The organism is Enterobacter cloacae complex sp. P27C (assembly GCF_014895705.1).
GTDB lineage: Bacteria > Pseudomonadota > Gammaproteobacteria > Enterobacterales > Enterobacteriaceae > Enterobacter > Enterobacter bugandensis.
In genome coordinates this window covers 1-22,111 of record NZ_JADBQB010000008.1, presented here as the reverse complement: position 1 = coordinate 22,111, position 22,111 = coordinate 1, and the positions used below count along the sequence as shown (strand labels likewise).

Sequence of the window (22,111 nt, the reverse complement as noted above, 5' to 3'; positions counted from 1 at the left end):
CCCAGTAGCACAAAATTCAAAAACCCGCCTTCTGGCGGGTTTTTTCGTTTCTACTGTTGGATCTGCGGGTTAACGCAGTTCCTGTCTACTTTTCCAGCAAGCGCGGCTATCAGGTTATCTACTGCCGTCGCCGCCATATTGTAGCGCGTCTCGTGGGTAGCAGAGCCGATGTGTGGCAGGGCGACGACGTTTGGCATGCTCAGCAGTGGGGAATCCACCGGAAGCGGCTCCTGCTCAAACACGTCCAGACCCGCGGCGTGGATCTCGCCGTTTTGCAGCGCTTCAATCAGCGCCTGCTCATCCACCACCGGGCCGCGACCCGCGTTGATGAAGATGGCGGACTTCTTCATTTTTTCAAACGCGGATTTGCCAATCAGATGGCGCGTTTCATCCGTCAGCGGCAGGATCAGGCAAACAAAATCGGCTTCCTGCAGCAGCGTATCCAGCTCGCAGTAACGCGCGTTGAAGCGTTCTTCTGCTTCACTATGATGACGGCGCGCGTTATACAGAATCGGCATGTTGAAGCCGAAATGCGCGCGCTGCGCCAGCGCCAGCCCGATACGCCCCATACCCACGATGCCCAGCGTTTTGCCATGCACATCCACGCCGAACCAGTCCGGCCCAATGCTTTTCGTCCATTCGCCGGCTTTCACACGCTCGGCCACTTCCACCACGCGACGGGCCGTGCTGAGCACCAGCGCCATCAGCGTATCTGCCACGGTTTCCGTCAGGGCATGTGGCGTGTGCATCAGCAGGATTTTACGGGCGTTCAGGGCATCCACGTCGAAATTGTCATAACCCACGGAAACGGTTGAGGTAGCACGAAGCTTCGGCATTTTCTCCAGCAGGGCGACATCCACTTTTTCGCTTGAACCCAGCAGGCCTTCGGCGTTGGCGAACGCATCGGCGTGCTGCGCCACGGTCTCCGGGCTCAGGTTCTTCACCTGCGTAACGGTGAAGTGTTCTTCCAGGCGTTTCTGCAGATCTTCCGGCAGAGCTTTATACAAAATGACGGACGGCTTCATGCTAATCTCCGTTGATTTTTAAGGATTCAGGCGTGGCGTGCGCCGACGAGGTGCTGTTGATTATTAGCAGGCTTAACAATCAAAGTAAGCCACACGGAGGCGAAAAGCGCTACCCCCATAAAGATGTACGACGCGGATGGGCTGCCGGTCACACCGTTCAGATAGCCGACGAACCAGGATCCGCAGAACGACCCCAGCGCGCCCATACTGTTAATCAATGCCATTGCACCGCCCGCGACGTTACGCGGCAGCATTTCCGGGATGATGGCAAAAAACGGACCGTACGGGGCGTACATGGCGGCACCAGCAATCACCAGCAGGGTATATGAGGCCCAGAAGTGATTCGCGCCCACGGCCCACGAGCCGATGAAGGCGAAAGCGGCAATCAGCAGCAGCGGCCAGACAAACAGCTTGCGGTTTTGCAGCTTGTCCGACGCCCAAGAGACAACGATCATCGCGATGGTCGCGGCGAGATACGGTACGGAGGAGAGCCAGCCCACTTCCACCATGCCGAGGTTCTCGCCGCCGCTGCGGATAATCGACGGCAGCCACAGCACAAAGCCGTACACGCCGATACTCCAGGTAAAGTACTGCGCGCAGAGCAGGATAACGTTGCGGGAGCGGAACGCTTCGCCGTAGTTGCGTACCGCCTTCAGCCCCTGCTGCTCTTTATCCAGTTGCGCCTGTAGCGCGGCTTTTTCATCTTCGGAAAGCCACTTCGCCTGGGCAGGCTTATCTTTTACCAGCACCCACCAGCAGAATGCCCAGATAATTGCGGGTACCCCTTCGATGATAAACATCTCGCGCCAGCCGAAGGACTGGATCAGGTAGCCGGAGACGACCGACATCCACAGTACGGTGACCGGGTTACCGAGGATCAGGAAGGTATTCGCGCGTGAACGTTCAGATTTGGTAAACCAGTTGCTTATGTAAATCAGCATCGCCGGCATGACCGCTGCCTCAACGACGCCGAGAATAAAGCGAATGGCGGCCAGGGCAGGAATATTGTTCACCACGCCGGTCAGTGACGCGCAGGCGCCCCACAGGATCAGACAGATGAAGATCAGCTTACGCACGCTGCGGCGTTCCGCGTAAATCGCGCCGGGGATCTGGAAGAAGAAGTAGCCCAGGAAGAAAAGGGCACCCAGCAGGGATGAAATACCTTTGGTGATGCCGAGGTCTTCGGTGATCCCCGCTGCGGATGCGAAACTGAAGTTGGCACGATCGAGGTACGCCAGGCTGTACGTGATAAACACGATTGGCATGATGTACCACCAGCGTTTTACTGCATTGGTCGAACTGTTCATAGGCTTGCCTCTGTTGTTGAGGTTGTTACCGCCGTTGTCTGTAGGGTACACGGTGGCTTAATTATTTGGTGTGGCATGCTGCCCTCACCCTGGCCCTCTCCCACAGGGAGAGGGAATTTAAACGCCGAGCTCTGCTCGCGTTGGCAATCCTTCGCTGTCGCCCTGCACCTGAATCGCCAGCGAGCCAATCTTATTGCCCCGCGCGACGGCCTGCTGCAGCGGTTTGCCTTCCAGCAGGGCGCTAATGACGCCTACGGCAAAGCCATCGCCCGCGCCGACGGTGTCGACAACGTTCTCAACCTTCACCGCCGCGACCGCGCCCTGTTCGCCGTCTGCCGTTTTGAACCATGCACCATCGGCACCGGTCTTCAGCACCACCGCTTTTACCCCTTGATTCAGATAGAAATCAGCAATGCCTTCCGGCGTATTTTCACCCGTCAGAATCATCCCCTCTTTCAGGCCCGGCAGAACCCAGTCAGCCTGGAACGCCAGGCGGTTCAGCTTCTCGACCATTTCCGCTTCACTTTTCCACAGCACCGGGCGCAAATTCGGATCGAAAGAGATCGTTTTGCCCAGCGACTTCATGGTCGTTGCCGCATGGTCCAGCAGTTCATAGGAACTGTCAGAGAGCGCCGCCGCCACGCCGCTCAGGTGCAGATGGCGCGCGGAGGCAAAATAGCCAGCGTGGTAATCTTCCGTTGAGAGATGGCTTGCCGCCGAACCTTTGCGGAAATACTCCACGATGGGATCGGTTCCATTTTCGACTTTAGATTTAAGCTGAAAGCCGGTAGGAAAGCGTCCGTCCAGGGTGACGCCTGCGGCATCAATATTCTCTTTTTTCAGCGAGTCGAGAACGAAATGGCCAAAGCTGTCATCCCCCACGCGGCTGACCCAGCCGACGTTCAGACCGAGACGCGCCAGGCCGGTCGCGACGTTCAGCTCTGCGCCCGCTACGCGTTTGATAAAGTGCTCTACCGCGCTCAGTTCGCCCGTTTCGGTCGCGACAAACATCGCCATAGCCTCGCCGATCGTGATGGCATCCAGCGTTTTGTGCATGATTTACTCCTCGCGCAGCAGGTTGACATAATGACGGGTAACGGCGGTTAAATCCGCCCCTTCCAGCGGGAACTCAATACCGCGCGGAGCATCTGCAGGCAGCTGGCCGAGCAGATCCAGCCAGCGCGCGTCTGCGCGGTCCGGCGCCACGGCGCGGAAGTTATCTTTATGCGGCACTGCGGCTTTAACGTGGATATAGCTCACCGCAGGGGCCAGGTGACGCGCGGCCTCTTCGGGAGAGTCGCCGACCCACAGCCAGTTGCCCATGTCGAAGGTCAGCGTGACGGGCAACGCCATTTCCCGACAGGCGGCCTGGAAGCGCCGCATGGGCGCGAGCTGCCCGCAGTCGGTCTGATCGTTCTCCACAACAAGCGCCATACCGCTGGCATTCAGCAGGGCGCGCAGGGCGTCGAGAGGCTGTGTGTCGCTGAAATGGCCGAGGGAAACCTTCAGCCACAGGGCGTTAAGAGTGTTGGCCTCAGAGAGATAGCGGGGCAGGTCCGGGTTAAGGGTGCCGTCGGCCATAAACAGGGCGGCGGGCGCGGAGTAGCACGCCAGCAGACCCATTAGCTCGATGGATTCGCTCAGTGCAGGCAGCGCCAGCAGCTCTTCGCTGTTAAACAGTTCGCGGCGGATCTCCACGCCGTCTGCCCCTGCGCCTGCAATAACGGGGAGCATCGCCCGCTGACCGCCTGCCTGTCGCACCTGTTCCGCGCCATACGCGGCGGTGACCACCATGATTTTCCTGCCCATCTTCGGACTCCATCGCAACATATCAATACTATTACGCTAGATGGAACCGGTTCCAAAGAAAAGATCAGGATGTCGAATTTATGATCGCTATCACAAGGGGGAATTAACGGGCGGTGGAGCCGCGAACGATCAGCTCGCCGGAGAAGACCTGCTCGCGTACGGCATCGCGGGTGCCTTCAATACGACGAATCACTTGTTCTACAGCGGCATAGCCAATCTGCCAGGTGGGTTGTTTAAGGGTCGTAATACCCACGCCAGCCAGCTCCGCCCACTCCAGCTCATCAAAGCCCAGCAGACCGATATCGCTGCCCCAGTGCAGGCCAATGCGCTTGAGCGAGCGGGCGACCTGAAGCGTCAGCGCCCCGTTGGCGGAGATAACGGCTTTGCGCATCCCGCGATGGCGGGTATGGAACTGGCGCAGGGTGTTGTCGATCTGGTCGGCTTCGTGAAGCGGCGTTTCGGCATTTTCGGCGATCGTACCGGGATAACGCGCAAGCGTGGCGCGAAATGCCGCCAGGCGGTCGCGTCGGGTATTTACCATGCCCAGCGGTTCGCTCAGGAAAAGAATCGCTTCGAAGCCCTGTTCGATCAGGTGCTCGGTCGCGGTTGTGGCTGCCTGGGTGTTATCCAGCCCGACGACATCGCAGGCGAATTCCGGGATTTTACGGTCGATGAGGACCATGGGCAGGGAGGACTGCTGCAGGCGGTTCAGGCCCTCTTCACGCATGCCTACTGCGTTAACCACAATCCCTTCCACCTGGTAGCTGCGCAGCAGATCGAGGTAGTGCAGCTCCTGGTCGACTTCGTTGTTGGTATTACAGACCAGCGGCGTGAAGCCCTTCTCGCGGCAGGCGGCCTCGATACCGCTGAGGACGTTGACGGAGTAGGGGTTGGTGATATCGGCGATAATAAGGCCGATCAAACGGGTGCGACCGCGTTTGAGCCCGCGCGCCATCAGGCTGGGACGATAGTCGAGATCGGCAATGGCCTGTTCAATACGCGCCAGCAATGCGTCGGACAGCAGATGTTTCTCGCCGTTGAGGTAGCGCGAAATGCTGGTTTTACCGGTTTTGGCGGCTTTCGCCACGTCGCTGATGGTGGCCCGGGCTGGTTTGCTCATCGCTGATTTCCCTGAATTTAGTGAGAATACCTTAGCGGGAAAATCAACGATGGCAAGTGGTTCATGCCGGGGTGTGCGGTCTGTTGCCCTCACCCCGGCCCTCTCCCTCGGGGATTACTGAATCGGACTCAACGTAATCTCTACGCGACGGTTTTGCGCTTTACCTTCCGCCGTGCTGTTGCTGGCGATAGGATTGGCAGGGCCCATGCCGCTGGTGCGGATGCGGTTTGCTTCAACGCCCTGGGTTATCAGGGAGCTGGCCACGGAATCGGCACGCTGCTGAGACAGACGCATGTTCAGATCCTGGCTGCCGGTGCTGTCGGTGTAGCCAATCACGTTCACGGCGGTCTTGTTGTACTCTTTCAGCACCATCGCCACGCCGGTCAGGGTGTTCGCGCCCGCAGGTTTCAGCGTGGCGCTGCTGCTGTCAAAGGTCACGTTGTTCGGCATGTTCAGGATGATGTTATCGCCGCTGCGGGTGACGCTCACGCCGGTTCCCTTCATTTTGTCGCGCAGTTTCGCTTCCTGCACGTCCATGTAATAACCGACGCCGCCGCCCAGCGCCGCACCTGCCGCTGCGCCAATCAGCGCACCTTTGCCGCGGTCTTTCTTGGAGGAGGAGAGTGCCCCAACGCCTGCGCCGACCAGCGAGCCGATACCTGCGCCAATGCCGGATTTACCCGCTTCGCGCTCACCGGTGTAAGGGTTGGTTGTGCAGCCAGAAACAGCCAGTGCACCGCTCACCAGAGCGGCAATAACGAGTACGCGTTTTTTCATCTTCTTTCCTTAATCCTTTTTATTCTTTGCCACGGCGAGCGTGGCAGTTGATTATGACGTCCAGATACGGAGAAAATTCCGGGTATAACTCTGAAATTTGTGACAAACCATAAACGACCTCAACGAGAAGGCCGTAAACCTGCACGCAACCAGGAGCGCACGCTTGAGCACCTCAACAAAAACCATTCTGACCGCCGCCCACTGGGGGCCGATGCTGGTCGAAACCGATGGCGAAAATGTTCTGTCGTCCCGTGGGGCACTGCCAACACAACATCCCAATTCGTTACAGACCGTCGTACGCGATCAGGTGCACAGCAAAACGCGCGTGCGCTGGCCGATGGTGCGCAAAGGTTTTCTGGCCTCGCCGGATAAGCCGCAGGGGATCCGTGGTCAGGATGAGTTTGTTCGCGTGAGCTGGGACGATGCGCTGGCGCTGATCCATACGCAGCATAAGCGCATTCGCGACAGCTATGGCCCATCGTCCATTTTTGCCGGCTCCTATGGCTGGCGCTCGAACGGCGTGCTGCACAAGGCCTCGACCCTGCTGCAGCGCTACATGAGCCTGGCCGGGGGCTATACCGGTCATCTCGGGGATTACTCCACCGGTGCGGCGCAGGCGATCATGCCATACGTCGTGGGAGGAAACGAAGTGTACCAGCAGCAGACCAGCTGGCCGCTGGTGCTGCAGCACACCGACGTGGTGGTGCTGTGGAGCGCCAACCCGCTGAACACGCTGAAAATTGCCTGGAATGCCAGCGACGAGCAGGGGATGGGGTATTTCGACGCGCTGCGCAAAAGCGGCAAACGCATCATCTGCATTGATCCGATGCGTTCTGAAACCATGGACTTCTTCGGCGACTGCGCCGAGTGGATTGCTCCGCATATGGGCACCGACGTGGCGATGATGCTGGGTATCGCCCATACGCTGGTGGAGAACGGCTGGCACGACCGCGATTTCCTCGCCCGGTGCACCTCCGGCTTCGACAAATTCGCCGACTACCTGACGGGCCAATCTGATGGGGTAGTGAAAACGGCAGAGTGGGCCGCGGAAATTTGTGGCGTTCCAGCCGCTAAAATCCGCGAACTGGCGGCACTGTTCCATAAAAATACCACGATGTTAATGTCCGGCTGGGGGATGCAGCGCCAGCAGTTTGGCGAGCAGAAACACTGGATGCTGGTGACCCTTGCCGCGATGCTAGGACAGATTGGTACGCCGGGCGGCGGTTTTGGTCTTTCCTATCATTTTGCGAACGGCGGTAACCCAACGCGTAAAGCGGCGGTGCTGGCGTCCCTGCAAGGCTCGGTGCAGGGCGGCGTGGATGCCGTGGATAAAATCCCGGTGGCACGAATCGTTGAAGCCCTGGAAAACCCGGGCGGTTTTTATCAGCATAACGGTCTGGACCGCCACTTCCCGGACATTAAGTTTGTCTGGTGGGCGGGCGGGGCAAACTTCACGCACCATCAGGATACCAATCGCCTGATCCGCGCCTGGCAAAAGCCGGAGCTGGTGGTGATTTCCGAGTGCTTCTGGACCGCCTCGGCCAAACATGCCGATATCGTGCTGCCGGCGACCACGTCGTTTGAGCGTAACGATCTCACCATGACCGGCGATTACAGCAACCAGCATATGGTGCCGATGAAGCGCGTGGTGGCCCCGCGTGATGAAGCGCGTGATGATTTTGACGTGTTTGCTGAACTGAGCGAGCTCTGGGAAGCGGGCGGTCGCGAACGCTTTACCGAAGGGAAAAATGACCTTCAGTGGCTGGAGAGTTTCTACCAGATCGCCGGACAGCGTGGTGCGGCGCAGGGCGTGACGCTTCCGCCATTTGCTGAATTCTGGGAGGCGAACCAGATTCTCGAAATGCCGGAAAGCGAACAGAACGCCCGATTTGTCCGTTTCGCCGATTTCCGTCGCGACCCGGAAAACCATCCGCTGAAAACCGAGAGCGGCAAGATTGTGATCTACAGCGAGCGCATCGCCAGCTTTGGATATGCCGATTGTCCGCCACACCCTTCGTGGCTGGAGCCGGACGAGTGGCACGGCAACGCTCAGCCGGCGCAGCTGCAGGTGCTGTCTGCCCATCCGGCGCATCGTCTGCACAGTCAGCTTAACTACACCTCTCTGCGCGAGCAGTATGCGGTCGCCGGGCGGGAGCCAATTACGCTGAATACTTTAGACGCCAAAGCGCGTGGGATTGCGGACGGTGACGTGGTGCGCGTCTGGAACCAGCGTGGACAGGTGCTGGCAGGGGCGGTGGTCAGCGACGGGATTAAGCCAGGCGTGATCTGTATTCATCAGGGAGCCTGGCCCGACCTTGAGCCCACCGAAGGTGGGATCTGTAAAAACGGGGCGGTTAACGTGCTGACCAAAGATCTCCCCAGCTCGAAGCTGGGGAATGGTTGCGCAGGGAACACGGCGCTGGCCTGGGTCGAGAAATATGAGGGGCCCGAGCTTACCTTAACGGCGTTTGATCCGCCTGCCAGCTCATGATCCATGTCGGGTGTTGGGTGTCATCCTGCCAGGCGCTGTCTTCAATGCGAAAGCCCTGAGCATGGTAGAAATTCACCGCCCGGACGTTTTTCTGATACACCTCCAGGGTTAAGTGCGGGAAGCGCTGTTGAACATGGTTCAGCAGCGCGCGCCCGATGCCTTTTCCGATATACGCTGGCGTAACGAACAGCGCCCCCACAAACTGCGACTGTATGACGCTGATAAAACCGCGCGGCGTGCCGTTCTCCTCCCAGACCCAGGTTTCGGCGGCGGGAAGGTATTCATCCCGCACCAGCGCTTCGTTCGCTTTCCAGTAGGCGGCGTCGATAAACGGATGCGCCTCGGTGGTGCTCTCAAGCCACAGTCTCAGGAGCTGAGCGGTATTCTCACTGTGCCATTTGCGGATCATGGTTGCCCTCCGGGTGGCAGATGCAGCCCGTAATATGGTCATTGACCAGCCCGCAGGCTTGCATAAAGGAGTAACAGATGGTGGTGCCCACAAACTTGAAGCCGCGTTTTTTCAGCGCTTTCGACAGGGCATCCGAGGCAGGGGTCGAGGTTGGGATCTCTGCAAGCGTGGCGGCCCGCGTCACCTTCGGCTCGTTATCCACAAACGACCAGACAAATGCTGAGAAGGGTTCGCCGTTTTGCTCCATCGCCAGATAAGCCCTCGCGTTACCGATAATGGCCTGAATTTTACCGCGATGGCGGATGATACCGGGATTCAGAACCAGCCTTTCCACGTCGTCGTCGGTCATGGCGGCCACCGCAGCCGGATTGAACCGGTGGAAGGCATTGCGGTAGTTCTCACGCTTTTTCAGAACGGTGATCCACGACAGACCGGCCTGCTGGCCTTCAAGGCAAATCATTTCAAACAGTTTTTCACCGTCGGTTTCCGGTACGCCCCATTCCTTGTCGTGATAATCGATATAAAGCTGATCCTGGCTTACCCAACCGCAACGTTGCATAGGTCATCTCCCTTCCTGATACGATAAACGCAAAAATTTCAATCTGCCCGGCTTGACGTGTCTGCTAAAGAGACAATAGTTAATACAGGGCTATATGCCCTAATACCTCTTCGAACAATGACATATATCGCCGAACTCGGCTCTTTCTGGAGTCGCTTTGATGATGATAAAAAAAATCAGTGGTCGCCATGCTGCTTCTGGCCTGGTGGGCGTTTCAGCCTGCCTGCTTATATGTAACACCGTTTTTGCGTGGCAACAGGAATATATCGTTTCAGATGCACAAAGTAATACGACAGAACGCTATACATGGGACGCCGATCACCAACCTCGTTATGAAGATATTCTCGCGGAGCGTATTAACCATTCGCAGAATGCTGCGGGCTTTTCGCTGAACGACCCATCCGGTTCGGATGCGGAAACCGTTCTGAGCGTTGGCTGGAATTTTCCCGTGGCGGGGCATATCACAACCGGGCCGGTCATGGCGTGGCGCACAGAGGGCACTCCACCCTCAACGGTAAATACGTTTAGTGATACAACCACCGCGCAGTCGCTTACCGAACCCCTCTGGCATGCCAGCGTGAACTCGCTGGGGTGGCGTGTTGATACCCAGTACGGCGATTTACACCCCTGGGCGAAGATCAGCTACAACCAGCAGTCGGAAGAAGAATATTTGTATACCCTGGGCTTAAGCGCCAAATTTTAGGGTTGTTACTTTTTTAAACGCTGCGGTAACATATTTAATACAATAACGGCGAGGGGTGTGGTGATAGTGGTCACTCACCTTTAAACGTTTTCTTCTCTGGCAAGGTCGTTCATTCCCGCTTCCAGGCATTTCATTCCGTTTCTCCTGCATTTCATGCCGTTTTACCCCTGGCGTTTAGGGGTTTTGTTTATCGTGTCCTCAGCGAATTTCCTTAATTTCTCTTGCAGGATACTGCCATGAACACCTCAACCTATAACCGCACGCGCTGGCTGACGCTATTCGGCACCATCATTACCCAGTTCGCACTGGGTTCGGTCTATACCTGGAGTCTGTTTAACAGCGCCTTGTCTGATAAGCTCGGCGCGCCGATAAGCCAGGTGGCATTCTCTTTCGGCTTGCTGAGTCTTGGATTAGCGATTTCCTCTTCCGTGGCGGGCAAACTTCAGGAACGCTTCGGCGTGAAGCGCGTGACCATGGCCTCCGGCATTCTGCTGGGCCTGGGCTTTTTCCTGACGGCGCATTCCAGCAACCTGATGATGCTGTGGCTGAGCGCCGGCGTGCTGGTGGGGCTGGCGGACGGCGCAGGTTACCTGCTGACGCTGTCGAACTGCGTGAAGTGGTTCCCGGAGCGTAAAGGCTTGATCTCCGCGTTTGCTATCGGCTCCTATGGCCTGGGCAGCCTTGGCTTTAAATTTATCGACTCTCAACTGCTGGCGTCCGTTGGCCTCGAAAAAACGTTCATGATCTGGGGGGCAATTGTCCTGGTGATGATTCTGTTTGGCGCCACGCTGATGAAAGATGCCCCGCAGCAGGAAGTGAAAACCGTTAACGGCGTGGTGGAGAATGATTTCACCCTCGCGCAGTCCATGCGTAAACCGCAGTACTGGATGCTGGCGGTGATGTTCCTGACGGCCTGCATGAGCGGTCTGTATGTCATCGGTGTGGCAAAGGATATCGCGCAGGGGATGGTAAAACTGGATGCCGCGACGGCGGCGAATGCGGTGACGGTCATCTCCATTGCTAACCTCTCGGGTCGTCTGGTGCTCGGTATCCTGTCTGACAAAATCGCCCGCATCCGCGTGATTACGCTGGGGCAGGTCATCTCTCTGGTAGGCATGGCGGCGCTGCTGTTTGCACCGCTGAACGAGGCGACCTTCTTTGCGGCGATTGCCTGCGTCGCCTTTAACTTCGGCGGCACCATTACCGTTTTCCCGTCGCTGGTGAGCGAGTTCTTTGGCCTCAACAATCTGGCGAAAAACTACGGCGTCATTTATCTCGGCTTCGGTATCGGCAGTATCTGCGGGTCGCTGATTGCCTCGCTGTTCGGTGGCTTCTACGTAACCTTCTGCGTGATATTTGCCTTGCTGATTATCTCGCTGGCGCTGTCCACAACGATTCGTCAGCCGCAGCGCGAGGTGTATAAAGAAGCGCATGCATGATTCGATGAAAAGGGGCCTCAGGGCCTCTTTTTTTATCTCAACATCACTTTCGGACTTGTTATTTTGTAAAAAATTTCCTCGATCACACTCTCTGCTGCCACTTTTCTTTCCCGCTGTGGTCTACTTATCGCGCTTGTAGACGTTTCTGATAACGGTTTCGCTCGCATCTACTTACTCTGTCAGCTTTCTCACTGAGATTCGGCGGATCTTTATACCCCTTCCCCCAGGGTTGTTTGCATGAAATATATTAGGTCTCTTACCCAGCAAAGATTGTGTCTGATGCTGGCTGTCTATATCGGTTTGTTTCTGAATGGCGCGGTACTGTTCAGACGTGTGGAAGGTTATTTCGAACACCTCAGCGTAAGAAATGGAATTTTTGCCGTCATTGAAGTGTTTGGCTCTATCCTGGCAACCTTCTTCCTGTTACGCCTGCTCTCACTTTTTGGCCGACGTACATGGCAAATTCTGGCCTCGCTGGTGGTGATTATCTCTGCCGCCGCAAGCTATTACATGACATTCATGAACGTGGTCATTGGCTACGGTATTGTCGCCTCGGTGATGACCACGGACATCGACCTCTCGAAAGAGGTGGTGGGTCAAGGGTTCATCATATGGACGATTTTGACCTGCCTGATCCCGCTCTTCTTTATCTGGAGTAATACCTGCCGTTATACCCTGTTACGCCAGCTGCGTACCCGGGGACAGCGTATCCGCAACGTCGCCGTCGTTCTGCTGGCGGGCCTGCTGGTGTGGGCGCCGATTCGCCTGATGGAAAAACAGCAAAAACGGATCGAAAAAGCGACGGGTGTGGATATGCCGAGCTATGGCGGCGTGGTGGCTAACTCGTATCTGCCGTCCAACTGGCTGTCCGCGTTAGGTCTTTACGCCTGGGCACAGGCGGACGAATCCAGCGATGTGAAATCGCTGATTAACCCGACCAAAAAGTTCACCTACCAGGCGCCGGCTGACGGGCTGGATGATACTTACGTAGTCTTTGTCATCGGTGAAACGACGCGCTGGGATCATATGGGTATCCTCGGTTATGACCGCGATACCACGCCGAAACTGGCGCAGGAGAAGAATCTGGTGGCTTACCGCGGCTATTCCTGCGATACCGCCACGAAGCTCTCGTTGCGCTGTATGTTTGTGCGTGAAGGCGGGGCGAGCGATAACCCGCAGCGTACCCTCAAAGAGCAAAACGTCTTTGCCGTGCTGAAGCAGCTTGGATTTAGCTCCGATCTGTTCGCCATGCAAAGTGAGATGTGGTTCTACACCAACACGCTGGCAGATAACATCGCGTATCGTGAGCAGATAGGTGCCGAGCCTCGCAACCGCGGGAAAAACGTTGACGACATGCTGCTGCTTGAGGAGATGTCCCAGTCTCTGAAGAATCACCCGCAGGGCAAACATCTCGTCATTCTGCATACCAAAGGGTCGCATTACAGTTATTACCAGCGTTACACGCGTGATTTCGCGAAATGGCAGCCTGAGTGCGTAGGCATTAATAAAGACTGCAGCAAGCAGGAGCTGATCAACGCCTACGATAACTCCGTTCTGTATGTGGATACCTTCCTGAGCCGCGTGATTGACCAGCTGCGTGATAAAAAAGCGATTGTTATCTACGCCGCAGACCACGGTGAGTCCATTAATGAGAAAGAGCACCTGCACGGTACGCCGCGCAAGCTGGCACCGCCGGAGCAGTTCCGCGTGCCGATGATCATGTGGATGTCGGATAAGTATCTTGAAAATCCGGAGAAAGCGAAGATGTTTGCGCAGCTTAAGAAAGAGGCGGAAATGAAGGTGCCGCGCCGTCACGTTGAGCTGTACGACACCATTATGGGTTGCCTCGGCTATACCTCACCGAACGGTGGGATTAACGAAAACAACAACTGGTGTAAACTCCCTGATAACACCGCAAAAGCCGCGCAGTAGCTGCTCTGGCGAGAATATCGCCAGTTGAATGGCTTTTTGAAAATAAGGGATTGACGGGGGCGCACCTCAGCAGTAAGATGCGCTCCGCATTCGGCGAGTAGCGCAGCTTGGTAGCGCAACTGGTTTGGGACCAGTGGGTCGGAGGTTCGAATCCTCTCTCGCCGACCACATTCTGAAAAGGGCTAACCGCAAGGTTAGCCCTTTTTGCATTAACGGCTTACTTATCCTGATTCAGTAAAATGCCCCTTATCCCCGCTTCTTCCTGCCTGTTAACGATTTTGTGACATAATCCATTGTATTTTTTTATATATAGATTGATCTTTTTTCGCGTTGCTTATGGATAACCTCAGCATTTTTCGCTGTGCGTTTTAACGTTCGCGGTATTTAGTGCTCAGATAATCACCATTCTGCAAGAAAATTTACCCATTCTGAATAAAAGTTAATCACTGATTGTTGCGAAATATGAAGATATTTGTGCTGCAAGTTGGCGAGTAGCATAAATTTCCCTGCTGAAAACTGGCGTTCAGGGTTTTTTTAATCTTTGTTTGCGGTTTCTCACACTCGGCGCAAATCCCCGTCACCTGTATTGACGTTTTCACATTCTGTTGACAGATTGTAGGGCATGAGGGGCATTTCAGGGACGATCTGCGCTGCAACTCAAACGCTCTTCTGAAAGGATTCTCCATCCCTTTAACGCCTTCGGGCACCTCCGACCGGACCGGGTAAAAAATAAATAAAGGTCTGGCGGCGTAACACAACAAAGCAAAACATCACATTGGAGCAGAATAATGAGTATTTCCTTGAAGAAGTCAGGGATGCTGAAGCTTGGTCTGAGCCTGGTGGCTATGACCGTGGCAGCAAGCGTACAGGCAAAAACCCTGGTTTACTGTTCTGAAGGCTCGCCGGAAGGCTTTAACCCACAGCTCTTTACCTCTGGTACGACTTACGACGCAAGCTCTGTACCGATCTATAACCGTCTGGTTGAATTCAAAACCGGCACCACGGAAGTGATTCCGGGTCTGGCCGAGAAGTGGGACATCAGCGAAGACGGCAAAACCTATACCTTCCACCTGCGCCAGGGCGTGAAGTGGCAGGACAGCAAAGAATTCAAACCAACGCGCGACTTTAACGCCGACGACGTTGTGTTCTCCTTCGACCGTCAGAAAAACGCCCAGAACCCGTACCACAAAGTGTCTGGCGGCAGCTACGAATACTTCGAAGGGATGGGTCTGCCGGACCTGATCGCCGAAGTGAAAAAAGTAGACGATAAAACCGTTCAGTTCGTGCTGACCCGTCCGGAAGCGCCATTCCTGGCTGACCTGGCCATGGACTTCGCCTCTATTCTCTCTAAAGAGTATGCGGACAACATGCTGAAAGCCGGCACGCCGGAAAAAGTGGACCTGAACCCAATCGGTACCGGCCCGTTCCAGCTGCTGCAGTACCAGAAAGACTCCCGTATTCTGTATAAAGCCTTCCCGGGCTACTGGGGCACCAAGCCGCAGATCGACCGTCTGGTCTTCTCCATCACGCCTGACGCATCCGTACGTTACGCTAAACTGCAGAAAAATGAATGCCAGGTGATGCCGTACCCGAACCCGGCAGACATCGCGCGCATGAAGCAGGACAAGAACATCAACCTGATGGAGCAGGCGGGCCTGAACGTGGGCTATCTCTCCTTCAACACCGAGAAGAAACCGTTTGATGACGTGAAAGTACGTCAGGCGCTGACCTACGCGGTGAACAAAGAAGCGATCATCAAGGCCGTTTACCAGGGCGCGGGCGTTGCTGCCAAGAACCTGATCCCACCAACCATGTGGGGCTATAACGACGACGTTAAGGACTACAGTTACGATCCTGAGAAAGCGAAAGCGCTGCTGAAAGAAGCGGGCCAGGACAAAGGCTTTACCGTCGAGCTGTGGGCGATGCCGGTACAGCGTCCGTACAACCCGAACGCACGCCGTATGGCGGAAATGGTCCAGGCTGACTGGGCGAAAATTGGCGTTCAGGCCAAGATTGTGACCTACGAGTGGGGCGAGTATCTGAAGCGCGCCAAAGCGGGTGAGCACCAGGCGGTAATGATGGGCTGGACCGGTGACAACGGGGATCCGGACAACTTCTTCGCCACCCTGTTCAGCTGTGCGGCAGCGAAAGACGGCTCTAACTACTCTCGCTGGTGCTACAAGCCGTTTGAAGACCTGATCCAGCCGGCGCGTGCGACCGACGATCACAACAAACGTATTGAACTCTACAAGCAGGCTCAGGTTGTTATGCACGATCAGGCTCCGGCGCTGATTGTTGCTCACTCCACCGTGTATGAGCCAGTACGTAAAGAAGTGAAGGGCTACGTGGTTGATCCACTGGGCAAACACCACTTCGAAAACGTATCGGTTGAATAATTAAAAGCAACGCCAGGCGGCGTTGCGCTTGCACTGGCCTACGGTATGTAGGCCGGGTAAGCGTAGCGCCACCCGGCAGCAGTGCTTTATTGCCTCTCTGAAAGGGGAGGGAATAAGATTTGTGAGCAATACAGACGTCACGCCACTGGCCGTGCGTCATCAGAGAGAATCCGGGTTATGTTGCAGTTCATCCTCCGACGTCTGGGACTTGTTATCCCGACGTTTATCGGTATCACCCTTCTCACTTTTGCCTTCGTCCATATGATCCCCGGCGACCCGGTAATGATTATGGCGGGCGAGCGTGGTATCTCCCCTGAACGTCATGCGCAGCTGCTGGCTGAACTCGGCCTCGATAAGCCGATGTGGCAGCAGTACCTCCACTATATCTGGGGCGTGATGCACGGTGACTTAGGGATTTCGTTAAAAAGCCGTCTTCCAGTGTGGGACGAGTTCGTGCCGCGTTTTAAAGCGACGCTGGAGCTTGGCATCTGCGCCATGATTTTCGCCACTGCGGTGGGTATTCCTGTTGGGGTACTGGCTGCCGTTAAGCGTGGCTCTATTTTCGACCATACCGCCGTGGGTCTGGCGCTGACCGGTTACTCCATGCCTATCTTCTGGTGGGGCATGATGCTGATCATGCTGGTCTCGGTGCAATTGAACCTGACGCCGGTCTCCGGACGCGTCAGCGATATGGTCTTCCTTGATGATACCAATCCGTTAACCGGCTTTATGCTGATCGACACGGCCATCTGGGGCGAGGAGGGCAACTTCATTGATGCCGTTGCGCACATGATCCTGCCTGCCATGGTGCTGGGCACCATTCCTCTGGCGGTGATCGTGCGTATGACCCGTTCCTCCATGCTGGAAGTGCTGGGTGAAGATTACATCCGTACCGCGCGCGCCAAAGGTTTAACCCGCATGCGCGTCATCATCGTCCACGCGCTGCGTAACGCCATGCTGCCGGTGGTGACCGTTATCGGCCTCCAGGTGGGTACGCTGCTGGCGGGGGCGATCCTGACGGAAACCATCTTCTCCTGGCCGGGCCTCGGACGCTGGCTGATTGATGCGCTGCAACGCCGTGACTATCCGGTGGTGCAGGGTGGGGTGCTGCTGGTCGCGACGATGATTATCCTCGTCAACCTGCTGGTCGATTTGCTGTACGGCGTGGTGAACCCGCGTATTCGTCATAAGAAGTAAGGGGCCATCATGTCACAGGTTTCTGAAAACAAAGCTGTTGCTGCACCGGTTCCAATGACGCCGCTGCAGGAGTTCTGGCACTACTTCAAGCGCAATAAAGGCGCGGTAGTCGGGCTGGTGTATGTCGCTATCATGATCCTGATTGCGGTGTTTGCGAACTTTCTGGCGCCGTATAACCCGGCGGATCAGTTCCGCGATGCGCTGCTGGCACCTCCTGCCTGGCAGGACGGCGGTAGTCTGGCGCACCTGCTGGGTACCGATGATGTGGGCCGCGATGTGCTGTCGCGTCTGATGTACGGCGCGCGTTTGTCGCTGCTGGTTGGCTGTCTGGTGGTGGTGCTCTCCCTGATTATGGGGATCATCCTCGGCCTGGTTGCCGGTTACTTCGGCGGCATCGTTGATAACATCATTATGCGTATCGTCGACATCATGCTGGCACTGCCAAGCCTGCTGCTGGCTCTGGTGCTGGTGGCGATCTTCGGCCCGTCGATCGGTAACGCCGCCCTGGCGCTGACCTTCGTGGCGCTTCCTCACTACGTGCGATTAACACGCGCGGCGGTGCTGGTGGAAGTGAACCGCGACTACGTCACCGCCTCTCGCGTGGCGGGTGCCGGTGCGATGCGCCAGATGTTCGTTAATATCTTCCCTAACTGCCTTGCGCCGCTGATCGTTCAGGCGTCGCTCGGTTTCTCTAACGCCATTCTTGATATGGCCGCTCTTGGCTTCCTGGGCATGGGTGCGCAGCCGCCAACACCGGAGTGGGGCACCATGCTCTCCGACGTGTTGCAGTTCGCACAAAGCGCCTGGTGGGTTGTCACCTTCCCGGGTCTGGCAATCCTGCTGACGGTGCTGGCATTTAACCTGATGGGTGATGGCCTGCGTGATGCGCTTGATCCCAAACTGAAGCAGTAAGAGGCACGAGATGGCGTTATTAAATGTAGATAAATTATCGGTGCACTTCGGCGACGAAGGCACCCCGTTTCGCGCCGTGGACCGCATCAGCTACAGCGTCAATCAGGGCGAAGTGGTTGGTATCGTCGGGGAGTCCGGTTCCGGTAAGTCGGTGAGTTCACTGGCAATCATGGGGCTGATTGATTACCCGGGCCGCGTGATGGCGGAAAACCTGCAGTTCAACGGTCAGGACCTTAAGCGCATTTCTGAGAAACAGCGCCGCCAGCTGGTGGGCGCCGAAGTGGCGATGATCTTCCAGGACCCGATGACCAGCCTGAACCCGTGCTACACGGTCGGCTTCCAGATTATGGAAGCGATTAAGGTGCACCAGGGTGGTAACAAGAAAACCCGTCGCCAGCGCGCGATCGACCTGCTGAACCAGGTGGGTATTCCTGACCCGGCATCGCGGCTGGACGTATACCCGCACCAGCTTTCCGGTGGGATGAGCCAGCGCGTGATGATCGCCATGGCGATTGCCTGTCGACCAAAGCTGCTGATTGCGGATGAACCGACAACGGCACTGGATGTGACCATCCAGGCGCAAATCATCGAGCTGCTGCTGGAGTTGCAACAGAAAGAGAACATGGCGCTGGTGCTGATTACGCACGATCTGGCGCTGGTGGCCGAAGCCGCACACAAGATCATCGTGATGTACGCGGGCCAGGTGGTTGAGACCGGAAATTCGCACGATATCTTCCGCGCGCCGCGTCATCCGTATACGCAGGCACTGCTGCGCGCGCTGCCGGAGTTTGCCCAGGACAAAGCGCGTCTGGCGTCGCTGCCGGGCGTGGTTCCGGGCAAATACGACCGTCCGCAGGGCTGTCTGCTTAATCCGCGCTGCCCGTATGCCACGGACAAATGCCGCGTTGAGGAGCCAGAGCTGAATCTGCTGGCCGACGGTCGACAGTCAAAATGCCACTACCCACTCGATGATGCCGGGAGGCCAACACTATGAGTACGCAACAGGCCACCACGCAGCAGCCGCTGTTGCAGGCCATCGACCTGAAAAAACACTACCCGGTGAAAAAGGGGATTTTTGCCCCCGAGCGCCTGGTGAAAGCGCTGGACGGCGTCTCCTTTAACCTCGAACGCGGTAAAACGCTGGCGGTGGTGGGGGAGTCAGGCTGCGGGAAATCGACGCTGGGCCGTCTGCTGACGATGATTGAAGTCCCGACCGGCGGTGAGCTTTATTATCAGGGCCAGGATCTGCTCAAGCACGATCCGCAGGCGCAGAAGCTGCGCCGCCAGAAAATCCAGATTGTGTTCCAGAATCCGTACGGTTCTTTGAACCCGCGTAAAAAAGTGGGACAGATCCTGGAAGAGCCCCTGCTGATTAACAGCAATCTGAGCAAAGAGCAGCGCCGTGAAAAAGCGCTGGCAATGATGGCGAAGGTCGGCCTCAAAACCGAGCATTACGATCGCTACCCGCATATGTTCTCCGGCGGCCAGCGTCAGCGTATCGCCATCGCCCGCGGGCTGATGCTCGATCCGGATGTGGTGATTGCCGATGAGCCGGTTTCGGCGCTCGACGTGTCCGTGCGCGCGCAGGTGCTGAACCTGATGATGGATCTCCAGCAGGATCTGGGGCTGTCTTATGTGTTCATCTCTCACGACCTGTCGGTGGTGGAGCATATTGCCGATGAAGTGATGGTGATGTATCTGGGGCGCTGCGTGGAGAAGGGGACCAAAGAGCAGATCTTTAATAATCCTCGTCATCCGTACACCCAGGCGCTGCTGTCTGCGACGCCGCGTCTGAACCCGGACGATCGTCGCGAGCGCATTAAGCTGACGGGTGAACTGCCAAGTCCGCTGAATCCGCCGCCGGGGTGTGCCTTCAACGCGCGCTGCAGCCGCCGCTTTGGCCCGTGCACCCAGCTTCAGCCGCAGCTGAAGGATTATGGCGGTCAGCTGGTCGCCTGCTTTGCGGTCGATCAGGATGAAAATGGCGAGAAGCCGCACGCATAACGAAAAAAAACCGGCGCTAAGCCGGTTTTTTTATGTCTGCCTGACTATTTTCGCAGGCGAATCTGGTCGACGGCGTGCTTCTCGCTCTTGGTGAGGATCAGGCTCGCACGCTCGCGCGTCGGGAGGATGTTCTCTTTGAGGTTCACGTAGTTGATCTCATTCCACAGCCCCCTGGCCACATTAATCGCCTCTTCTTCAGAAAGCTGGGCGTAGTGGTGGAAATAGGAGTCCGGGTCGGTGAATGCCCCTTCGCGGAACTTCAGGAAGCGGTTGATATACCAGTTCTGCAGCAGATCTTCCGGCGCATCAACATAAATAGAGAAATCGACGAAATCCGAAACGAATACATGATGCGGGTCATGAGGATAGTCCATGCCGCTTTGCAGCACGTTCAAACCTTCAAGGATCAGGATATCCGGCTGGACTACCGTTTTATCCCCATCCGGGATGCGGTCGTAAATCAGGTGTGAATAGACCGGCGCCGTGACGTGCGGCACGCCAGATTTCAGGTCAGAGACAAATTTTACCAGACGGTGCATATCATAAGAGAGCGGGAAGCCCTTCTTCTTCATCAGCCCGCGTTCTTTTAAGACCTCGTTCGGGTGCAGGAAGCCGTCGGTGGTGATCAACTCAACGCTGCGGTGTTCCGGCCAGCGGCTCAGCAGCGCCTGCAGCACGCGTGCGGTAGTGCTTTTACCCACGGCCACGCTGCCCGCAATACTAATGATATAAGGAATGCGCTGACCATTGGTTCCGAGGAACTGCTCCAGCACCGCCTGACGGCGCAGGTTGGAGCTGATATAGAAGTTAAGCAAGCGAGAGAGGGGGAGATAAATTTCTGCCACCTCTTCCAGGGACAGATCTTCGTTTATCCCTTTTAACCGTGCGATTTCACCTTCCGTCAGCGTCATAGGGACGGAATCACGCAGGGCAGCCCACTGGCTGCGGTTAAAGTGAAGATAAGGCGTCATTAACGTTTGCTCTTTTTTGCTCATAAGCATGCTTCAGTGAGCCAGCGCTATGCTGCCGGGACGTGGCTCATCACACAGTTAATTTTGGACAATGGGCAGGAGGTTAACACCAGATGGCGGGAATAATAAGAAAAAAGATGGAAAGCGCTGCGTTACGCGGAAGCCGTCACGCTACGGTGTATGCGATGTAAATCATGCCTGTATGTTGATTATTTGACCCGCAATGGCTACTTTTACATCGCTTAGCGCTGCGTTCGCATAAAATGTGAGCGAAAGAACGTTTTATGCAAATTTTTAGTTGCATGACCGCGCAGGTATCCATAGAATGCGCGCTACTTGATGCCGACTTAGCTCAGTAGGTAGAGCAACTGACTTGTAATCAGTAGGTCACCAGTTCGATTCCGGTAGTCGGCACCATCAAGTCCGGTGGGGTTCCCGAGCGGCCAAAGGGAGCAGACTGTAAATCTGCCGTCACAGACTTCGAAGGTTCGAATCCTTCCCCCACCACCACTTTCTGGCAGCGTAAATGCCGCCGGAGCTGGTTGGAAAAATTAGCCAGCTCAAACTGAAAAAGAGAGAAATCTCTTTTTTTGTTACAGAAAGAACTGGGTAGCCGAGTTTCAGGATGCGGGCATCGTATAATGGCTATTACCTCAGCCTTCCAAGCTGATGATGCGGGTTCGATTCCCGCTGCCCGCTCCAATACGTGCTGATATGGCTCAGTTGGTAGAGCGCACCCTTGGTAAGGGTGAGGTCCCCAGTTCGACTCTGGGTATCAGCACCACTTCACTTCTCCTTCCCGTTTCTCTCTGTTTCAATTTTACTGTATTCAACAATTCAGGCATTTCGCCTGGTTGATGTGGTGATATCACCGATTTATCCGTGTCTTAGAGGGACAATCGATGTCTAAAGAAAAGTTTGAACGTACAAAACCGCACGTTAACGTCGGTACTATCGGCCACGTTGACCATGGTAAAACAACGCTGACCGCTGCAATCACTACCGTTCTGGCTAAAACCTACGGTGGTTCTGCTCGTGCATTCGACCAGATCGATAACGC

19 protein-coding genes and 5 tRNA genes are annotated in these 22,111 nt (G+C 56.2%); 15 read left to right on the top strand and 9 right to left on the bottom strand.

Features of this window, described 5'->3' with window-relative positions; genetic code table 11:
- Window positions 1-50: 50 nt before the first annotated feature.
- The 6 genes from ghrB to IM291_RS16780 form a co-directional block, all read right to left on the bottom strand.
- Window positions 51-1,025 (bottom strand): glyoxylate/hydroxypyruvate reductase GhrB, encoded by a 975-nt coding sequence (gene ghrB, locus IM291_RS16805; protein WP_063155179.1) that lies wholly within the window; start codon window positions 1,023-1,025, stop codon window positions 51-53.
- Window positions 1,026-1,051: 26 nt separating this feature from the next.
- Window positions 1,052-2,332: an MFS transporter gene (locus IM291_RS16800; protein ID WP_028015081.1), complete on the bottom strand. Its 1,281-nt coding sequence runs from the start codon at window positions 2,330-2,332 to the stop codon at window positions 1,052-1,054.
- Window positions 2,333-2,449: 117 nt separating this feature from the next.
- Window positions 2,450-3,388 (bottom strand): sugar kinase, encoded by a 939-nt coding sequence (locus IM291_RS16795; RefSeq protein ID WP_028015082.1) that lies wholly within the window; start codon window positions 3,386-3,388, stop codon window positions 2,450-2,452.
- A gap of 3 nt (window positions 3,389-3,391) precedes the next feature.
- Window positions 3,392-4,141 carry a sugar phosphate isomerase/epimerase gene (locus IM291_RS16790; RefSeq protein WP_047363373.1) on the bottom strand — a complete coding sequence of 250 codons (750 nt, stop codon included), beginning with the start codon at window positions 4,139-4,141 and terminating at the stop codon, window positions 3,392-3,394.
- Between the two features lie 103 nt (window positions 4,142-4,244).
- A complete protein-coding gene (locus tag IM291_RS16785; RefSeq protein ID WP_192987342.1) occupies window positions 4,245-5,261 on the bottom strand; it encodes a LacI family DNA-binding transcriptional regulator in 1,017 nt (338 codons plus the stop codon).
- Window positions 5,262-5,375: 114 nt separating this feature from the next.
- Window positions 5,376-6,038 carry an OmpA family lipoprotein gene (locus tag IM291_RS16780; protein ID WP_008502762.1) on the bottom strand — a complete coding sequence of 221 codons (663 nt, stop codon included), beginning with the start codon at window positions 6,036-6,038 and terminating at the stop codon, window positions 5,376-5,378.
- A 211-nt stretch (window positions 6,039-6,249) separates the two neighbouring features.
- Between IM291_RS16780 and IM291_RS16775 the strand changes: the two genes are divergently transcribed.
- Window positions 6,250-8,529 (top strand): molybdopterin guanine dinucleotide-containing S/N-oxide reductase, encoded by a 2,280-nt coding sequence (locus IM291_RS16775; RefSeq protein ID WP_248111291.1) that lies wholly within the window; start codon window positions 6,250-6,252, stop codon window positions 8,527-8,529.
- Here the strand turns inward: IM291_RS16775 and IM291_RS16770 are convergent.
- Window positions 8,492-8,938 carry an N-acetyltransferase gene (locus tag IM291_RS16770; protein WP_041911602.1) on the bottom strand — a complete coding sequence of 149 codons (447 nt, stop codon included), beginning with the start codon at window positions 8,936-8,938 and terminating at the stop codon, window positions 8,492-8,494. The two genes, IM291_RS16775 and IM291_RS16770, sit on opposite strands and share 38 nt — an antisense overlap.
- Entirely contained in the window at window positions 8,916-9,497 is a 582-nt protein-coding gene (tag, locus tag IM291_RS16765; RefSeq protein ID WP_028015087.1) for a DNA-3-methyladenine glycosylase I, read from the bottom strand. Before tag ends, IM291_RS16770 begins: the two co-directional genes overlap by 23 nt.
- Window positions 9,498-9,657: 160 nt before the next feature.
- Here tag and IM291_RS16760 point away from each other — a divergent pair, with 160 nt between their 5' ends.
- From IM291_RS16760 to dppF, 9 genes are all read left to right on the top strand, one after another.
- Complete coding sequence (locus tag IM291_RS16760) at window positions 9,658-10,200, top strand: lipase (RefSeq protein WP_192971796.1); 543 nt, start codon at window positions 9,658-9,660, stop codon at window positions 10,198-10,200.
- 236 nt (window positions 10,201-10,436) lie between these two features.
- Window positions 10,437-11,639 carry an MFS transporter gene (locus IM291_RS16755; protein WP_041911599.1) on the top strand — a complete coding sequence of 401 codons (1,203 nt, stop codon included), beginning with the start codon at window positions 10,437-10,439 and terminating at the stop codon, window positions 11,637-11,639.
- Between the two features lie 237 nt (window positions 11,640-11,876).
- A complete protein-coding gene (eptB, locus tag IM291_RS16750) occupies window positions 11,877-13,571 on the top strand; it encodes a kdo(2)-lipid A phosphoethanolamine 7''-transferase (protein ID WP_028015090.1) in 1,695 nt (564 codons plus the stop codon).
- Between the two features lie 91 nt (window positions 13,572-13,662).
- A tRNA-Pro gene (locus tag IM291_RS16745) sits at window positions 13,663-13,739 on the top strand.
- Between the two features lie 620 nt (window positions 13,740-14,359).
- Window positions 14,360-15,967 carry a dipeptide ABC transporter periplasmic-binding protein DppA gene (gene dppA / locus IM291_RS16740; protein WP_028015091.1) on the top strand — a complete coding sequence of 536 codons (1,608 nt, stop codon included), beginning with the start codon at window positions 14,360-14,362 and terminating at the stop codon, window positions 15,965-15,967.
- Between the two features lie 177 nt (window positions 15,968-16,144).
- The gene (dppB, locus tag IM291_RS16735) at window positions 16,145-17,164 is read left to right on the top strand and encodes a dipeptide ABC transporter permease DppB (RefSeq protein ID WP_028015092.1); all 1,020 of its coding nucleotides are present in this window, start codon (window positions 16,145-16,147) and stop codon (window positions 17,162-17,164) included.
- A 9-nt stretch (window positions 17,165-17,173) separates the two neighbouring features.
- Window positions 17,174-18,076, top strand: coding sequence for a dipeptide ABC transporter permease DppC (gene dppC / locus IM291_RS16730; RefSeq protein WP_028015093.1), 903 nt, complete (start codon window positions 17,174-17,176; stop codon window positions 18,074-18,076).
- A gap of 10 nt (window positions 18,077-18,086) precedes the next feature.
- On the top strand, window positions 18,087-19,070 hold the full coding sequence (dppD, locus tag IM291_RS16725) for a dipeptide ABC transporter ATP-binding protein (RefSeq protein WP_041911597.1): 984 nt from the start codon (window positions 18,087-18,089) through the stop codon (window positions 19,068-19,070).
- Window positions 19,067-20,080: a dipeptide ABC transporter ATP-binding subunit DppF gene (gene dppF, locus IM291_RS16720; RefSeq protein WP_048960888.1), complete on the top strand. Its 1,014-nt coding sequence runs from the start codon at window positions 19,067-19,069 to the stop codon at window positions 20,078-20,080. Before dppD ends, dppF begins: the two co-directional genes overlap by 4 nt.
- A 44-nt stretch (window positions 20,081-20,124) precedes the next feature.
- On the opposite strand, the gene coaA is transcribed toward dppF, so the two are convergent.
- Entirely contained in the window at window positions 20,125-21,075 is a 951-nt protein-coding gene (gene coaA, locus IM291_RS16715) for a type I pantothenate kinase (RefSeq protein ID WP_032644951.1), read from the bottom strand.
- A gap of 317 nt (window positions 21,076-21,392) precedes the next feature.
- On the opposite strand from coaA, the gene IM291_RS16710 reads away from it, so the two are divergent.
- The 5 genes from IM291_RS16710 to IM291_RS16690 all read left to right on the top strand — a co-directional run.
- Window positions 21,393-21,468 (top strand) — tRNA-Thr (locus IM291_RS16710).
- Between the two features lie 8 nt (window positions 21,469-21,476).
- Window positions 21,477-21,561, top strand: a tRNA-Tyr gene (locus IM291_RS16705).
- 117 nt (window positions 21,562-21,678) lie between these two features.
- A tRNA-Gly gene (locus tag IM291_RS16700) sits at window positions 21,679-21,753 on the top strand.
- A gap of 6 nt (window positions 21,754-21,759) precedes the next feature.
- Window positions 21,760-21,835 (top strand) — tRNA-Thr (locus IM291_RS16695).
- A gap of 118 nt (window positions 21,836-21,953) precedes the next feature.
- On the top strand, window positions 21,954-22,111 hold a 158-nt coding region (locus IM291_RS16690), incomplete at its 3' end, for a GTP-binding protein (protein WP_227507214.1).

What these genes read in the sequence shown, in the direction of transcription:
- tag (WP_028015087.1), bottom strand. Translation starts at nt 9,497, where the DNA reads ATGCAACGTTGCGGTTGGGTAAGCCAGGATCAGCTTTATATCGATTAT.
- IM291_RS16755 (WP_041911599.1), top strand. Translation starts at nt 10,437, where the DNA reads ATGAACACCTCAACCTATAACCGCACGCGCTGGCTGACGCTATTCGGC.
- dppC (WP_028015093.1), top strand. Translation starts at nt 17,174, where the DNA reads ATGTCACAGGTTTCTGAAAACAAAGCTGTTGCTGCACCGGTTCCAATG.
- IM291_RS16800 (WP_028015081.1), bottom strand. Translation starts at nt 2,332, where the DNA reads ATGAACAGTTCGACCAATGCAGTAAAACGCTGGTGGTACATCATGCCA.
- IM291_RS16795 (WP_028015082.1), bottom strand. Translation starts at nt 3,388, where the DNA reads ATGCACAAAACGCTGGATGCCATCACGATCGGCGAGGCTATGGCGATG.
- IM291_RS16790 (WP_047363373.1), bottom strand. Translation starts at nt 4,141, where the DNA reads ATGGGCAGGAAAATCATGGTGGTCACCGCCGCGTATGGCGCGGAACAG.
- IM291_RS16780 (WP_008502762.1), bottom strand. Translation starts at nt 6,038, where the DNA reads ATGAAAAAACGCGTACTCGTTATTGCCGCTCTGGTGAGCGGTGCACTG.
- ghrB (WP_063155179.1), bottom strand. Translation starts at nt 1,025, where the DNA reads ATGAAGCCGTCCGTCATTTTGTATAAAGCTCTGCCGGAAGATCTGCAG.
- dppA (WP_028015091.1), top strand. Translation starts at nt 14,360, where the DNA reads ATGAGTATTTCCTTGAAGAAGTCAGGGATGCTGAAGCTTGGTCTGAGC.
- IM291_RS16760 (WP_192971796.1), top strand. Translation starts at nt 9,658, where the DNA reads ATGATGATAAAAAAAATCAGTGGTCGCCATGCTGCTTCTGGCCTGGTG.
- dppF (WP_048960888.1), top strand. Translation starts at nt 19,067, where the DNA reads ATGAGTACGCAACAGGCCACCACGCAGCAGCCGCTGTTGCAGGCCATC.
- IM291_RS16785 (WP_192987342.1), bottom strand. Translation starts at nt 5,261, where the DNA reads ATGAGCAAACCAGCCCGGGCCACCATCAGCGACGTGGCGAAAGCCGCC.
- dppD (WP_041911597.1), top strand. Translation starts at nt 18,087, where the DNA reads ATGGCGTTATTAAATGTAGATAAATTATCGGTGCACTTCGGCGACGAA.
- dppB (WP_028015092.1), top strand. Translation starts at nt 16,145, where the DNA reads ATGTTGCAGTTCATCCTCCGACGTCTGGGACTTGTTATCCCGACGTTT.
- eptB (WP_028015090.1), top strand. Translation starts at nt 11,877, where the DNA reads ATGAAATATATTAGGTCTCTTACCCAGCAAAGATTGTGTCTGATGCTG.
- coaA (WP_032644951.1), bottom strand. Translation starts at nt 21,075, where the DNA reads ATGAGCAAAAAAGAGCAAACGTTAATGACGCCTTATCTTCACTTTAAC.
- IM291_RS16775 (WP_248111291.1), top strand. Translation starts at nt 6,250, where the DNA reads ATGCTGGTCGAAACCGATGGCGAAAATGTTCTGTCGTCCCGTGGGGCA.
- IM291_RS16770 (WP_041911602.1), bottom strand. Translation starts at nt 8,938, where the DNA reads ATGATCCGCAAATGGCACAGTGAGAATACCGCTCAGCTCCTGAGACTG.